The sequence below is a fragment of the Pseudomonas sp. 10S4 genome, from assembly GCF_034344865.1.
GTDB lineage: Bacteria > Pseudomonadota > Gammaproteobacteria > Pseudomonadales > Pseudomonadaceae > Aquipseudomonas.
In genome coordinates, this window is sequence record NZ_CP133774.1 from 6319382 (window position 1) to 6334341 (window position 14960).

16 protein-coding genes are annotated in these 14960 nt (G+C 60.2%); 8 read left to right on the plus strand and 8 right to left on the minus strand.

What is annotated here, in order from left to right; genetic code table 11:
* Positions 1-48: 48 nt before the first annotated feature.
* Entirely contained in the window at positions 49-1047 is a 999-nt protein-coding gene (locus RHM58_RS29450) for a bile acid:sodium symporter family protein (RefSeq protein WP_201257631.1), read from the minus strand.
* A gap of 134 nt (positions 1048-1181) precedes the next feature.
* Positions 1182-2102 (minus strand): LysR family transcriptional regulator, encoded by a 921-nt coding sequence (locus tag RHM58_RS29455; protein WP_322268928.1) that lies wholly within the window; start codon positions 2100-2102, stop codon positions 1182-1184.
* 143 nt (positions 2103-2245) lie between these two features.
* Here RHM58_RS29455 and RHM58_RS29460 point away from each other — a divergent pair, with 143 nt between their 5' ends.
* Positions 2246-2650, plus strand: a complete 405-nt coding sequence (locus tag RHM58_RS29460) for a RidA family protein (protein WP_322268929.1) — start codon at positions 2246-2248, stop codon at positions 2648-2650.
* Between the two features lie 210 nt (positions 2651-2860).
* Positions 2861-4573: an amidase gene (locus tag RHM58_RS29465; RefSeq protein ID WP_201257594.1), complete on the plus strand. Its 1713-nt coding sequence runs from the start codon at positions 2861-2863 to the stop codon at positions 4571-4573.
* Positions 4574-4687: 114 nt separating this feature from the next.
* Here the strand turns inward: RHM58_RS29465 and RHM58_RS29470 are convergent, their stop codons facing one another.
* Complete coding sequence (locus RHM58_RS29470; protein ID WP_201257593.1) at positions 4688-5170, minus strand: AAA family ATPase; 483 nt, start codon at positions 5168-5170, stop codon at positions 4688-4690.
* Between the two features lie 357 nt (positions 5171-5527).
* Between RHM58_RS29470 and RHM58_RS29475 the strand changes: the two genes are divergently transcribed.
* Genes RHM58_RS29475 through RHM58_RS29490 form a run of 4 tightly spaced genes read left to right on the plus strand, consistent with a single transcriptional unit; the run spans position 5528 to position 10057 of the window.
* Positions 5528-7855: a hypothetical protein gene (locus RHM58_RS29475; RefSeq protein ID WP_322268930.1), complete on the plus strand. Its 2328-nt coding sequence runs from the start codon at positions 5528-5530 to the stop codon at positions 7853-7855.
* Complete coding sequence (locus RHM58_RS29480) at positions 7846-9066, plus strand: hypothetical protein (RefSeq protein ID WP_322268931.1); 1221 nt, start codon at positions 7846-7848, stop codon at positions 9064-9066. The genes RHM58_RS29475 and RHM58_RS29480 overlap by 10 nt, the downstream gene beginning before the upstream one ends.
* Before the next feature lie 10 nt (positions 9067-9076).
* Positions 9077-9730, plus strand: a complete 654-nt coding sequence (locus tag RHM58_RS29485) for a DUF1266 domain-containing protein (protein ID WP_322268932.1) — start codon at positions 9077-9079, stop codon at positions 9728-9730.
* A 42-nt stretch (positions 9731-9772) separates the two neighbouring features.
* Complete coding sequence (locus RHM58_RS29490) at positions 9773-10057, plus strand: helix-turn-helix domain-containing protein (protein ID WP_322268933.1); 285 nt, start codon at positions 9773-9775, stop codon at positions 10055-10057.
* A gap of 144 nt (positions 10058-10201) precedes the next feature.
* Here RHM58_RS29490 and RHM58_RS29495 read toward each other — a convergent pair whose 3' ends face one another.
* Complete coding sequence (locus RHM58_RS29495) at positions 10202-10996, minus strand: glycosyltransferase (RefSeq protein ID WP_201257589.1); 795 nt, start codon at positions 10994-10996, stop codon at positions 10202-10204.
* Between the two features lie 219 nt (positions 10997-11215).
* Here RHM58_RS29495 and RHM58_RS29500 point away from each other — a divergent pair, with 219 nt between their 5' ends.
* On the plus strand, positions 11216-12124 hold the full coding sequence (locus RHM58_RS29500) for an alpha/beta fold hydrolase (protein WP_322268934.1): 909 nt from the start codon (positions 11216-11218) through the stop codon (positions 12122-12124).
* A gap of 9 nt (positions 12125-12133) precedes the next feature.
* Here RHM58_RS29500 and RHM58_RS29505 read toward each other — a convergent pair whose 3' ends face one another.
* Entirely contained in the window at positions 12134-12547 is a 414-nt protein-coding gene (locus RHM58_RS29505) for a DUF1801 domain-containing protein (protein WP_201257630.1), read from the minus strand.
* A gap of 178 nt (positions 12548-12725) precedes the next feature.
* Between RHM58_RS29505 and RHM58_RS29510 the strand changes: the two genes are divergently transcribed.
* Positions 12726-13388: a glutathione S-transferase family protein gene (locus RHM58_RS29510; protein WP_322268935.1), complete on the plus strand. Its 663-nt coding sequence runs from the start codon at positions 12726-12728 to the stop codon at positions 13386-13388.
* Between the two features lie 8 nt (positions 13389-13396).
* On the opposite strand, the gene RHM58_RS29515 is transcribed toward RHM58_RS29510, so the two are convergent.
* The 3 genes from RHM58_RS29515 to RHM58_RS29525 form a co-directional block, all read right to left on the minus strand.
* Entirely contained in the window at positions 13397-13786 is a 390-nt protein-coding gene (locus RHM58_RS29515) for a c-type cytochrome (RefSeq protein WP_201257586.1), read from the minus strand.
* Between the two features lie 453 nt (positions 13787-14239).
* Positions 14240-14443, minus strand: coding sequence for a hypothetical protein (locus RHM58_RS29520; RefSeq protein WP_201197225.1), 204 nt, complete (start codon positions 14441-14443; stop codon positions 14240-14242).
* A gap of 143 nt (positions 14444-14586) precedes the next feature.
* Positions 14587-14907: a hypothetical protein gene (locus RHM58_RS29525; RefSeq protein ID WP_201257585.1), complete on the minus strand. Its 321-nt coding sequence runs from the start codon at positions 14905-14907 to the stop codon at positions 14587-14589.
* Positions 14908-14960 lie beyond the last annotated feature (53 nt).

Consider the following 14960-nt stretch of genomic DNA (forward strand, 5'->3'; position numbering starts at 1 on the left):
TTAGACCTGAGGAAAGGCGATTGCGGGCACTGAGAAGGTCCGCGGCGATCAAGGATCCACCTGCCCCATCATTTCAGCCACCGTTTCCGTGCGATTGGCATAGCGCTGCGCCAACACCGCACAGACCATCAATTGAATTTGGTGAAACAACATCAACGGCAGAATCAACACGCCCAACGTACTGCCAGCGAACAGCACCTGGGCCATCGGCACACCGGTTGCCAGGCTTTTCTTCGAGCCGCAGAAGAGGATGGTGATGCGGTCTTCCTGATTGAAGCCGAAGGCTTTACTCAGCACAGTGGACGCGATTAATACCAGCGCGAGTACGACACAGCAAGCGACCACCAGCCCGGCCAGTTCCCAGAGCGGGATTTGGTGCCAGATACCTTCGTTCACGGCCTCGCTGAAAGCACCGTAGACCACCAGCAGGATCGAGCCCTGATCAACGAATTTCAGCCAGGTCTTGTTGCGCGCCACCCAGTTGCCGACCCAGCGCCGAGCGATCTGCCCGGCAACGAACGGCAGCAACAGTTGCACGCTGATTTTCAGAATCGCATCGAGGGTCGAGCTGCCCTCGCCGTGTACGTTCAACAGCAACGTCACCAGCAACGGCGTGAGAAAGATCCCGAACAGGCTGGACGCCGCCGCACTGCAAATCGCCGCCGGCACGTTGCCTCGCGCCAGAGAGGTGAAGGCAATCGCCGACTGTACGGTGGCGGGCAGCGCGCAGAGGTAAAGCATGCCCATGTACAGATCGTTACCGACCAGCGGCGACAGCACAGGTTTGAGTGCCAGGCCCAGCAGCGGGAACAGAACAAAAGTCAGGCTGAACACCAGCAAATGCAGGCGCCAGTGGCCGGCGCCGGCGATGATCGATTCGCGCGACAGCTTGGCGCCATGCAGAAAAAACAGCAGGGCAATGGCGAAGTTGGTCAGCCAGCCAAAGCCGACCGCGACCTGGCCGCTGGCCGGCAGGAAGCTGGCGAGAATCACCACGCTGACCAGGGTCAGGGTGAAGTTGTCCGGTAAGAATCGAGGGCGGGTCATCAGTAGGGTCATCCGGGGCGCCAGGAACATTGCGACCACTCTAACGCGCCGGCCGATGACCGACTAACGCCAATAAGCCAGTAGATAGCGCCAAAAGGACATGAGCGCGCCTCAAAACGAAATCGCCTGACAAATCATGCCGGCCCGGTGATCGGCGCATGCTGCGCCATCAACTCCGCCACCCAATCGATGAATACTCGCAACTTGATGCTGATATGCCGGTTCGGCGGAAACGCCACGTAGATCGGCATTGGATCAAGACGCCAATCCTCGAACAGGCGCACCAGTTCGCCGCGCGCTTCGTGGGCCTTGGACATGTAGTCCGGCATCCAAAGCACGCCCATGCCAGCTAGGCCGGCCGCCAGGTAGGCGTTGCCATCGTCGACCGCCAGCACGTAGCGACCTTTGATATGGACACTTTCGCCGCTGCGGCGCATTGCATAGGGCAAGGCTTTACCGGTGCGCGCCCACAGGAAGCCGACGATACGATGCCCGGAATCTTCCAGCTCCTGCGGGTGCGACGGCGTGCCGAGGCGTTCCAGGTAGCTCGGCGCCGCAAATACGCCAAGCTGAAGGTCCCCTACCCGCCGGGCCATCAGCGACTGATCCGTCAGCTCGCCGCCACGCACAACGCAATCCACGTTTTCGCCGATCATATCGACGATGCGATCGCTAACACCCATGTCGATCTGGATGTCGGGGTATCGCGCGTGAAACGCGGGCAACGCCGGCACCAGAATCATGCTCGCCAGTGGGCTGGGCACGTCCACACGCAAACGGCCTCTTGGCAGCGTCGAGGCGTTAGACAGGCTGGTCTCGGCATCGTCCATGTCGGCCAGCAGCCGGACCACGCGTTCGTAATAGACCGCGCCATCCGCCGTGACGTTGACCTTGCGTGTCGTGCGGTTGAGTAGCTTGACGCGCAACCGTGCTTCCAGCTGCTGCACCAGTTGCGTGACGCTGGTCTTGCTCATGTGCAGGGTGTCAGCGGCCTTGGTGAAACTGCCGGTTTCCACCACCCGGGCAAAGGCCTGCATCGCATCAAAACGGTCCATTGCTGCCCCGGATAACGATTGGATTGTTTGGGATTTGCAAACAGTGATAGCTAGAGTTGCTCGTTTATCGGCCATGCACAAGCTCTTAAAGTCGCTTCATCGTTAATGTCGGGTCGGTTCTGACCCGTTGATGGAGACACTGTATGACACCGCGTGACGTGGTTTTTCCGCCTGGACGCCAGGCACTTTATGAGCGCAATCGCTACTCGCCGGCGATTAAGTCCAATGGCTTTTTGTTCGTCTCCGGACAAGTCGGTAGCACCGAAGATGGCTCGCCCGAACCCGACCTGGAGGCTCAGGTCCGGCTCGCCTTCAACAACCTGAACGCGATTCTGGAAGCGGCCGGTTGCACCTTCGATGACGTGATTGACGTTACTGTCTTCATTGTCGACCCCGCAGAGAAGTTCGAAACGATCTGGAAGATCGTGCCTGAGTTCTGGGGCAATGCGCCGCACCCGACACTAACGGGCGTCGGCGTCACGTGGCTGTATGGCTTTGATTTTGAGATCAAGGTGATTGCCAGACTTCCAGACACCAACGGCAGCTGATCCGACCTGCGAAAGCCATCGCCTGCCGCTTCTTCATGACGACACAACCGGCAGGCGAACCGTTACACCGATTCCGGCTTGGTGTTAAATAGAGCGCTAAGTGTGCAGGCCCAGACCCTGCCAAGAAATCAGTGCAACGAGAGCCAAGATGAGCACCCATTTTCAGAGCAGCATTCCCCGCGTCCTCCGTCAGCCGCCGGCGGTAACAGCATGATCGAGGTCACCGAAGTTTCCATTGCGCAATTGCGTGCCTCGCTCGAATCCGGCCAGACCACGGCGGTTGAACTGGTGCAGGCCTATCTTGCCCGGATCGATGCCTACGACGGCCCCGACACACCCACCGCCCTCAACGCGCTGGTGGTGCGTAATCCCGAGGCGCTGAACGAAGCGCAGGCGTCCGATGCTCGTCGGGCCAAAGGCGAAACGCTCGGTCCGCTCGATGGCATTCCCTACACGGCCAAGGACAGTTATCTGGTGAAGGGGCTCACCGCCGCTTCCGGCAGCCCCGCCTTCGCCAACCTGATTGCGTATCGCGATGCGTTTACCATCGAACGCCTGCGCGCGGCCGGGGCGATTTGCCTGGGCAAGACCAACATGCCGCCGATGGCGAATGGCGGGATGCAACGCGGGGTCTATGGCCGTGCCGAGAGCCCGTACAACGCGCACTACCTGACCGCGCCTTTCGCTTCCGGCTCATCGAACGGCGCCGGTACCGCTACCGCGGCGAGTTTCGCGGCATTCGGTTTGGCGGAAGAGACTTGGTCGAGCGGACGCGGCCCGGCCTCGAACAATGGCTTGTGTGCCTACACGCCTTCGCGCGGCGTAATCTCGGTGCGCGGCAACTGGCCGTTGACGCCGACCATGGACGTTGTCGTACCGTTTGCCAGAACCATGGCTGACCTGCTCGAAGTGCTCGACGTAGTGGTCGCGGAGGATCCCGACACACGGGGCGATTTGTGGCGGATGCAACCGTGGGTGCCGATTCCGAGCGTCGCCTCGGTGCGCCCGGCCTCCTACGCTGAGCTTGCCGTAACGTCCGATGCGCTCGCTGGAAAACGCCTCGGCGTTCCCCGCATGTACATCAACGCGGACCCCGAAGCGGGCACGTCTGAAGCGCCGGGCATCGGTGGCCCGACGGGACAACGGATCAACACCCGCGCTTCGGTGATCGAGCTCTGGAAGCAGGCTCGCCAGGCTCTCGAAGCTGCGGGCGCCGAAGTGATTGAAGTCGACTTCCCGCTGGTCTCCAATTGCGAAGGCGATCGTCCTGGCGCGCCGACAGTGTTCAATCGCGGCATCGTTTCCAAGGAATTCCTGCACCATGAACTGTGGGACCTGACGGCCTGGGCGTTTGATGATTTCCTGCAGGCCAACGGCGATCCGAAACTCAATCGTCTGGTCGACGTGGACGGACCGCTGATCTTCCCGCACGACCCAGGCACCCTCCCCAACCGTGAAGGCGACCTCGCCGCCGGCATGGACGAATACGTGCGGATGGCCGAGCGCGGCATCACCCCGTGGAACCAGATCAGCAGCGTGCCGGACGGACTCCGCGGGCTTGAACAGACCCGTCGACTCGACCTTGAACACTGGATGGATAGGCTCGGCCTCGACGCGGTGCTCTTTCCGACCGTCGCCGACGTCGGCCCGGCGGATTGCGATGTCAATCCGACGTCTGCGGACATCGCCTGGAGCAACGGCATCTGGGTCGCCAACGGCAACCTCGCAATCCGCCACCTCGGTGTGCCTACGGTGACTGTGCCGATGGGTGTCATGGCGGACATCGGCATGCCGGTCGGGCTGACCTTTGCGGGTCGTGCGTATGACGATTCGACGTTGCTGCGGTTGGCTTCGGCGTATGAGTCGACGGGGACGAAGCGCCTGGTCCCTCCTCGCACACCGCCATTGTCGACTGGCAAGTAATAGAACGGGCGGGATTGGGGCGTTATACGCCCCACTCCCACCCTTCACGCCATCTAATCCTCAAAGCGCCCCGGGTTCACTTCGATTTCGTCGGCGGTGCGTGCAAAAACGGTTCTACGAATGAACAACGATAGCCAGTCCCTCTTGCGCCTCAGGAACTTTGAAGTAGCTGGTGATCAGATCAAACTCGGCATCCGTCGCTGCGAAATCGTGATCGCCTGTCGCGTTCCGTACACGTAATCTGGCTCGGCAAGTATCGTCATCCACATCCAGATAATGCAGGCAATGCTGCGCCTGAGCACGCTCTGCCAAGGTACGCAGCCACTCGCGATTCGCGACCGTGTTTGCCGGGAAATCAAGGACCACACAAACACCTGCCGTCAGCATGTCGACGACCAACGGCCCCAATACTTCACGTACACGCAGTGCGTATCGAACGTAATCGGTCACCGAATGAATCTCTTGCGGATAGAGTTGCGAAAGCCATCGGTCCTCGCTGAGAAGAATCGCCGCGTGCTGGTCGGCAAGTGCTTTGGCCAGCGTCGATTTACCCGAAGCGATCTTGCCGCACATCAGATGCAGAGTGGTTGCTGTCATGGGAGCTCTTCCTTGTAGCGGGTGAATAATGATGCCTAAGGCTGGTTGCCGGGGCAATGGACGCGACAGACGAGTCCGCTTTCTGGCCAGAAGCAGCCATTCGAAGGTGCCTACCAATCCAGGGGAGATTCACAGTGTCGATCCGCTGTTTGCACGTTAATCACTGACTTCGCCCCCCGCACGCTCTTGGTTTTTCAAACACCAACTGGTAGCGTGCGGCACCTCGTTGTATTGCCCGATCCCTTTCGTCATCGTTGCCTGTCCAAGGCAGACGTACGCGGGTACCCGCTGCCCCACTCAAGGGCGCTGCGCAGGACGCATCGGGCGATGCACAGTCATTCGCAAATGGAGTTCACAATGACGCAAAACAGCACCGTGCTGTCCGGTATCCAGCTGGATCAATTCATGGACCGTCTTGAGGTCGAGCATCAGGAACACGGTGTCGACTACCTGCTGGGCCAGCTGCGCGCCCAACCGCTCAAGGCGGCCTCGCTGGGGTCGATCGACCGTCTGCACGTGCTGTGGGTCAACGCCGGTGACGCTGACGCGGCCAAAGCGGTACTGGCAGACGACGGCCAGGCACTGATCGAGGCTACGCCTGACGACGCGCGCAACGAACTCAAGGTCAACCTGCTGATCCACCAACTGCGGCTGGGCAACTACTTCAAAGACGAGCAGGGCCTGCTGCAGGCGCTCGACACCCTGCAGCACTTGACCAGCGAGCCGCTGCCGTTCGACATCGAGCAGTACCGGCGCTACCGCATTTTCGACGATCTGCAGCACACCACCCTCGACGTCGCCCTCAAGGCCATCGAGGTGCGTCACACCCTGGCCCTGATCAACCCCGGCCGTCACGCCCTGCGGGCCTGGGACGATGCCGATCAACACCGGCGCCAGGCCCGGGTGCTGGCCGCCCATGAACGTGACGAAGAGGCTCGCGAAGCCGCGCTGGCGGCAATTGCCGCGTTGCGCACCGCCGGCGAAGATCAGGATGTCGACGGTAACGACTGGCTGTGGCTGGGCGATGCGCTGATCGAAATCGTGCCGTTGCGCCTAGCGATGTTCGAGCAACCTGTGGTGCAGTTGATCGCCGAATTGTCGCTGCCCCAGCGCCGGGAATGGGAAGTGCGCCTGGCGCGTCTGGCCGCCCGTTCACTGCAGGCCCAGGGCGACCTGGTCGGCGCATTGAAAATCTGTGAAGTGGCGGCCCTGAGCCTGGAATCCAGCGGCGGTGACAACTTCGTTGATTTCCATTTGCCCTGGCTGCTTGATAACGGTCAGATCGACGAGGCCGGGCAACGTGCGTTCATGGAAATCTATGAAATGCGCGGCGAAATGTGGCCGGGCACGGCCTACTGGGTACACGATCGCCTGCTCGATGCCGAGGACCAGTCCGCATGGTGGCCGTTGTGCGTGATGCGTGCCTGTGACGATCAAGCGGTGCTGGAGCGGTTCATTTCCGGCCTGCCGTGGCGTGACGAGTCGACGCCGTCCCAGGGCCCGCTGCTCGATGCACTGCATGCCGCGCGCCATGACCTTGAGCAAATCGACAACGTCTTCGCCCAGGCCCTTGCAGAAGCCCGGCGCCGCGCGCCGAACCATCCGTGGATCACCCGCCTGATAGCAGTGCGTGAACGCCAGGCCGAGCGCATCGACGCCAACACCGAGCTTACAATGCTGCGCGAGGCCGTCCCGGCCGGCGATATGCAGGACAACCGCAGCGCCTACAGCCTGTTCAGCGCCCATGCCAGTGTGTTCGGCATTATCGATGCCCTGCGCCAACCCTTGCCGCCAATGGCCAGTGGCATGTACTACTACCAGTTCGCGAACGCCATCGAGGACCTGGTCGAAACGCACGTCGAGAAGCTCTCGAGCGAGGAGGCAGATCAGGCCTGGTCGCTGCTGCGCGAAGTTCAAAAGGTTGCCTACGAACACGGCCAGGCCCGTATGGAGCAATGCTTCGCCAGCGGCCGCGGGCACCGCTTCGATGCCTGCGCGCACCTGTACTCGATGCTGTGCAACAACCTGGCGATCAACTACCGCTGCTACAACGACGAACGCATGTATGACCAGGCCCTTGAGCTGCATACCCGCGGCATCGCCGCCAGCTCGTTCGCAGAACATTATCAGGGCATCCTCCACAACCGCATTCTGCTGAAGGATAACCCGGGCATCACCGAAGCCGCCGAACAGCTCTGGCACTACGCAGCCGACTGTGGCTACAGCCGCCACGACCCGGAAGAATACCTGCAGGACGTCACCCGCGCCCTGTACCGCCTGGACCGCGAACGCGAGATTCTGATCTGGCTGGAGCGTATTCTCAAATGGCAGGAAGAGCGCGGAATCAGCGACAAGGAGCTGGAGTACTCGCCACTGTTCGCACGGACGAAAGTTGCCATGTACCTGTCGTACAGCCTGCCGGAGGCGGCCACCAGCCTGTGGCTGCGTTACGCGCCGCACATCAATGAACGCGACGAACCCTCCCTGCTGGGCTGCGCCGGCGATGTGCTCAAGGGCCTCGGGCGCAAGGAAGAGGCCCTGGCCTATTACCAGCGCGCCATCCTGCGCAGTGATCCGAACAACGACGTTGACCAGGGCAACAATGAAATCTTCCGCCAGAGCATCGCCGAGCTGCAGGCTTCGGAAAAACCGGCCGGCAAGGCCTGGTGGCAAATATGGAAGTGACACCGGAGCTGCAACCGTCCGGTTACGCCCCTCGCAATGCGCTCAATGCCAGTGAACTCAAACGCGGCATTGCCGAGCGCAGCAAGGCCCGTGGTGATGCGCCAGAGGTGGGCAAATGGTTGCTCAACCATTTCTACCGTCATCTGGTCGGTAACTTCCAGCCTGCGCGGCGGATCCTGACCCTGGAGCAAGCTGCCGAGGCACTGGGAACCGAGCCGTCGTCATGGGTGGCCAGGCATTTAAGCGACGCCGGTAAAGATTCGCAGCAGGCGCTTGCGCCGCTGGTCTGGGTCGATCCGCAGCAGGCGCCACTGCTGGCCCAGGAGGCCTTGCTGGTGGAGTTCCTGACCTCGCGTCAGGGCACGGCGCTGGCCGGCAAGCTCGACCGTATCAACTGCCCGCAGGCGTTGGCGCTGTGGCAAAAGGAACACGCGCAGATGGCTGCGCGGGTCGAGCAGGGCTGGCGCGTGAGCCAGCCCGAGGCCTTGCTCACGCGGGTGACCACAGCTGAGCACGTATTGCTGGAGCTGCGCCCCGAGAGTTCTTTGCTGCGCGCGGAAATGGCCTTTGAAAGCTACGTGATGCGCCACTGCCTGGGCCAGTTCGCCGATCGACGCGCCTTGACCGGCGGCTACGGCGAGCGCTATGCCGAAGCGGTGGAGCAGCGGCGCATGCGCGTGTTCAGCTTTCGCGACGGCCAGGGCCAGCCACACATCACCATCAGCCTGATCGTCCAGGCCGACGGCACCTTGACCGTCGAGCAGGTCAAGGGCAAGCAGAACCGGCCGCCGGTCGAGCGCTATTACCAGGACCTGCTGCAGTGCCTGAATGCCCTGGGCACCGACCAGCAGACGCCCGCCGACTGCATCGCCATCGGCATCGCGCGCACCGAAGTCGGCTGGCTGCGTATCGAAGAGGTCAGCGACCCGACCGCCCAGACTCGCCTGGTGGCCCGTTATCCGCAACTGTACGAGCGCCTCGATGCGCCTTCGGCCATGGTCGAATGGCTGGTGGCCGGGCGTCAGCCGCAGCAGTTCTTGCAGGTTGCCCCGCAGGCGGTGTCGGTCAAGTACGCCACCCGGCATATCTTCAGCAAGCGCCTTGAGCGTCAGCCCAATGATCCGCTGTACCTCACCGAAGGCGTGCCGTGGCCTGACATGACCTCGCCCCAGGTCGAGGAAATCCAGGCCTGGCAGGCCCGGGCAAGGTAAGGAGAACAACATGTTTTTGTTTATCGCCGTTGTTGTTTCAACCTGGTTGTTGTGGCGAGCATTCCGGCCACGCGCCGCGCCGTTGTTCAGCCAGCGTAAGCACTGGTCGCTGCTGCTGGCCAGGCCCATGGCCGATACGATGGAAATCGAGGGCTTCTACTCGCCGGCGTGCGGTCACTTCACCGAGCAAGCGCAGAAGATCCTGCGGGCAGCGTTGCTGCACCAGGCCGGGATACGCAGCAATTGCAATGACGAGGCGGTGCGGGCGCACTTCAGTGCGACCCTCGAACAGCAATGGTACAGCCTCGACCTGCAGGCGCTGACGGCCGGCGATGAGCCGCGTGCGGCCATGGCCTTTGCCTGCGCGCGGGTGGCGTTTCTGGTCCGTTGTGCGCTGCTGATGCGTTGGCTCGAGCCCGATCTCGCCTGGCGTGTGCTGCTGCTCAATGCGCAGCGGGCGCAGGACTGTTTCGACAGTTGGGAAGATTTCGGCAAAGCCTACAAGCTGGGGCGCGAGCAGTGGGTTGCGGCGTTTCGCGTCGACTCGCTGGGCGAAGCGTTCCACGAGCAGCATCTGCGCCAGTTGCTGGCGCCCGGCAGCGGTGCCTGGGCCGATATACCCTGGCGTACGCCAGCGGCGTTGAACCCGGCTCTGGCGGGGTAGCGGCGCAGCTGTTGGTTCAAGCATCCGAGAGGGGGCATTGCGATGATCGGCTTCACCTTCCGCCAGTTGGAGTATTTCATCGCCGCCGAGCAGGGCAGTGTCAGTGTTGCGCCGCGCACCAAGCACATTTCCCAGCCGTCGGTATCGCTGGCGTTATCACAGTTGGAGGCGAGCCCGGGTGAAAAGCTCTTTCATCGCCAGGTCATCCAAGGCCTGGAATTGACCCAGCGGGGCGCAAAATGCTCGAACAGGCGCGCGACATGCTCAACCTGGCCACGGCCATCAGTGGCAAGGGCGAGCAGCAACAGGTGGTGCGCGGGTCACTGAGCCTGATTGCTTCCAGGACCTGGGATCGTATTACGCGCGCGACTGCTGAGCGGCTTTCGTCGGCGCCATCCGGAAGTCACCCTCGCCCTGTTCGAGGGCAAATCGGCGCCTGGCCGATGGCAAGGTGGAGCTGGCGCTATCAAACTAGCAAGCCTTCAATGTCCTCTCTCGGGTGATCTGCTCATACATCTTGACCCTTCGGTGATTGCGCGAATATCCGCCCATCGCTGAAACGGTGCCACTTTGAATATGATCCAGATAACTAAACATCTTTCGCGGCGATATAAAACCCACCTGATAGCCCCGCGCAACCATTCTATCTTGCAACTCATAACCTGGATTACGATCATCCATTTGAAAGTGAAACCCGCATTTCTTGATAAGCGCCGCGTTCCATAGCGTACAAAAGCTCTTCAGGTGCGTTTCTCTATACGGTTTCGGTGCTCTTGACTTGAAGCCCAGCGCTAACAGACTCCGTCGAGTGTAGTGCTTGAAAAACCGTGAAATCATCCGCCAAGTTGAACGAGCGATGCCTCGATCCAATTGTTCCAGGCATCCCACAGCAGCAACTTTGTGCGGGCCAGTGCACTGACCGATCATCATGGCGAACACCGCCGGGTCGTAAATAAACGTATCGGTGTGCAACAGAAACAGATAGTCGGTTTCAACATGTTCCAAAGCGAGATCCAGTGCCCGGCCATGGGCAATATTTCCCGCCTCAGGGTATGCGCTTTTCCGTTCGATCAGTTGAATCCAGTCCAGTGTTCGCAGGTAATCGCTGCTCGCATCGTTGGAGTTGTTATCAACCACAATCACAGGAACCCCCGTCCCTCGCAACGCCTCCTGCAAAAACGCGAGACAGGTTTTAGTCAGTTCAAGTGTTTTATAGTTAACCAACGCAATGCTGTAGTTTGCTGTCGTGGGAGATGGGCGGTTCATAGCCTGTTAAACCTCGATTATTTAACCGACACACTGTTGGTGGGGTTGAACTCATTCTGTAGCGCTCGACCGTTCACCCTGTTCCCCGCAAAATTAATTTTTATTCAGGTTGGTTATTGAGTAGGTTTTCTGGCTACCTCAAGAGGGACGATTGCTCACAATCGAACCGTCTACGCTCATCGGATCGGCACCTTTTCCTGCCCCTCCGGAGACACCGTCATGATCCGCGCCTTGTCGACCGCTTTTATGCTGTTCGCCCTAAGTCTGCCGGCACAGGCCGAGGTGACGCCCTTCCCCGCCGCCTTCAAAACTCAGGACATCTCCGTAGAAGGCGTCACGATGCATGTGCGCGTCGGAGGCAAAGGCCCAGCCGTGGTGCTGTTGCATGGCTTCGGTGACACCGGTGACATGTGGGCGCCACTGGCCGCCGACCTCGCCAAGGACCACACCGTCGTGGTGCCGGACTTGCGCGGCATGGGCTTGTCGTCGATCCCGGACAGCGGCTACGACAAGAAGACCCAGGGCGGCGATATCCGTGGGGTGTTGGCCGCATTGGGTATTGAGCATTCGGTGGTGATCGGCCACGACATTGGCACCATGGTCGCCTTCGCCTACGCCGCGCGTTACCCGCAGCGAACCGATCGTCTGGTGGTGATGGACGCGCCGGTGCCGGGCATCCCTCCCTGGAACGAGATTGTCCGCTCACCGATGCTTTGGCATTTCGACTTTGGCGGGCCGGATGCCGAACGTCTGGTCGCCGGTCGTGAGCGTATTTACCTGGATCGTTTCTGGAATGAGTTCGCGGGTGATCCCGGCAAAGTGGATGAAGCCACCCGCCAGCATTACGCCAAGCTCTACGCCCGGCCCGGCGCCATGCGTGCGGCGTTCGCGCAGTTCCGCAGCATTCGTCAGGATGCCGTGGACAATGAGGCGTCGATGAAGACGCGACTGACGATGCCGGTATTGGCCGTCGGCGGTGAAAAGTCCTTCGGCAACAACGAAGCTATCGTGATGCGCAATGCCGCAGACACGGTCACGGAAGTCGTGGTGCCGGGGGCCGGCCATTGGCTGATGGAAGAAGCGTCTGCCCAGACCATTCGGGCGATACGCGACTTCATCGCGCCGTGAGGGTGGCGTTCATTTAGCCCGCTTCGTGGTGTTAAGCGTCACGGCGGCACGAATGAGCGCCTTCAACGCACTTTCATTAATCTTTTCGCCCTCATGAATATCGATGGCACGCCGGGTATTGCCTTCCAGGCTGGAGTTGAACAGGCCTGAAGGGTCCTCCAGCGCAGCGCCCTTGGCGAAGGTCATTTTCACCGCTGCCTTGTAGGTTTCACCGGTGCACAGGATGCCCGCGTGGGACCACACCGGGACGCCCCGCCACTTCACTTCTTCGACCACTTCGGGGTCGGCCTTGTGAATGATCGCGCGGATCTGCGCCAGCGTGTCACCCCGCCAATCACCCAGTTCCCTGATTCGCTCGTCGATCAGCGAAGAAGCTGCCTCACCCGCCGCCGCTTCGCTTGCGCCGCTCGTGTCCTTCTTCATGCTTGCCACCTCTTGGTGATGATTGCCGACCCTTGAGTAAAGCTGACAGACGACGTTCCTCCAGGCAATTAACGACCGTTGGGTCGAAAGAAATCCAGTTACCTGGCGCATGATCGATACTCAAAAGGGTTTGCTGTTTGCAAGTCGTGCGCTCCCCCTTTCACCGAGGAACTGAAAGATGCCGCTGACGCTTTACTACCATCCGCTCTCGTCGTTCTGCCACAAAGTGCTGATTGCACTTTACGAAAACGGCTGCGAGTTCGAGAAAAGGGTCATCAATCTGGGGAACGAGGTCGACAGAGCCGAGCTTCAAGCCCTGTGGCCGATCGGCAAATTCCCGGTCATCCGCGATCACGCCCGCCAGCGCAGTGTGCCGGAGAGCACGATCATCATCGAGTACCTGGACCGGTTTTATCCGGGGCAACATCCACTGGTTCCAGCCGATTGGGAGAGCGCGCTGGAGGTGCGTTTGTGGGATCGGTTTTTCGACCATTATGTGCAGGCGCCGATGCAGCGGATCGTGGCGGATCGCCTGTTCGGCACTCATGGCGATTTGACCAAAGAACGCGCCCTGCTGGCGACGGCGTACCGCATGATCGAGCACCAGATGGCGTCCAGAATCTGGGTGGCCAGCGCGGAGTTCAGCATGGCCGACTGCGCGGCGGTCCCGGCGTTGTTTTATGCCAGCACGCTCGTGGAGTTTCCCGACGACGCCGGCCACTTGCGCGCCTATTTTGAAAGGCTGATGAATCGGCCCTCAGTGCAGCGGGTCATCGACGAAGCCAAGCCGTATTTTTTGCACTATCCGTTTGCAGAGGCGATCCCGGCGCGGTTTCGCTAGCGTTCAGATCACTGCGGCTGAAAGGTCTGAAGGTAAGCCAACAGGTTTTCGATCTTTTCCGGATCGCTAATGCCCCAGAAAATCATCCGGGTTCCGGACACCACACCTTTGGGGTTTTCGATGTACGCGGCGAGTTTTTCTCGGGTCCAGACCACGCCAGAGTTTTTCATCGCATCGGAGTATTGGTAATCCGTCGTACTGCCGGCCGTGCGTCCGATGATGCCATTGAGCTGCGGCCCAAAACCGCCCCGTGCGGATTCGCCGACCTGGTGGCAGCCGCCGCAGGTTTTGCTGAACAGTTTGCCGCCCGCTTCGGCATCGCCGGCCGCGACTGCCTGGGTGCTGAGCAGTCCAGAGGTGAGCAATAAGGCGAACGTCAGTACTGCGGCTTGCTTCATGTAACGGCTCCGGTGTGGCTGACAGAAACGGGGTGCTATTTCAGCATGGCAGGCGTTTGTACCGAAGCCCTATATTGCCGGGCTGGCAATAGCACCGTTCCGTCCTGCAACGCTTCGCCTAGAAAACAATCGGTCTAAAAAGGCCCGGCCAGGGATTTAAACCCTTTGCTATGCTCAATGTTGTAGGTGAAGACGCAGACTGATGCGCAAGAGGATAGCGAGGACGCGTGGGGCGCGCTCCGAAGGGTACACGGTTAGAAAGATCTCCGCGCTGAGATCCAGCCCTTATGCCGTGTGAGGCAGGAAAGCACAAAACTTTTCTGTGAGAGGCCTGATAAATCTCGTAAGCCGGAGACCAGCACCGGCCACCTACTCAACTTTCAAAGCCCGCCTTGCGCGGGCTTTTTCATGACCCGGGCAGGCACTTTCTGCGACCTGCCCCGCCTCTTTCAATTAGTCGTGCAGCAACCCGGAACTGTACTCATTGAAGTTGTTGCCAATGGCGCTGCCGCCAAAATTCAGCTTGTTAGCGTTGCGGCCATCAAATTGCTGGCAGCCATCCGAGAAGCAAGTGCTAGTGCTCATACCGGAACCGGAACACGCACTCAGTAGCAAAGCACCGGCGATCAACACGACTTTGAAGAGATTCGATTTCATTTTTCCGTTCCCTTTGGCTGCCAGCATGGCCATACACAACCTGAAGCCATCATCCTAAGCCGCCGGCATACCTGAAACATAATGAAACTTCGAAAGCCGACAGCATTGGTTCAGCTAGCGGGTTGAACGGCTCTGAAACCGCCTCATTTGCGCGCCAACTTATACTTCACGCAGTCTTCATAGAAGCTCTTGCGGATCGCCTCAGGCTTGAAATGCGACTTGCTGTCATACGTTTGCTCGGTGATGCCCATGGCCAGCATTCGCATCCACGACTTGGTAAACGAATAAGCCTGGATTTTCTGTCGCGCGGCATACAGAGAAACACCCGACAACTTGAGTTCCTGAGCCCTCGCCGCCGTCCCCGCACCCCAGCTACACATATACCGATCATTGGCCATCAGCTCTTTGGCCTCGACCGGGATTGCAACGCTCGCCAGGGCAAACGAGATCAATACATTGCGCAATTGAATTCCACCTAACCACCTGAAAGTGCAGCGATTCTGGCGACTAATTTCGA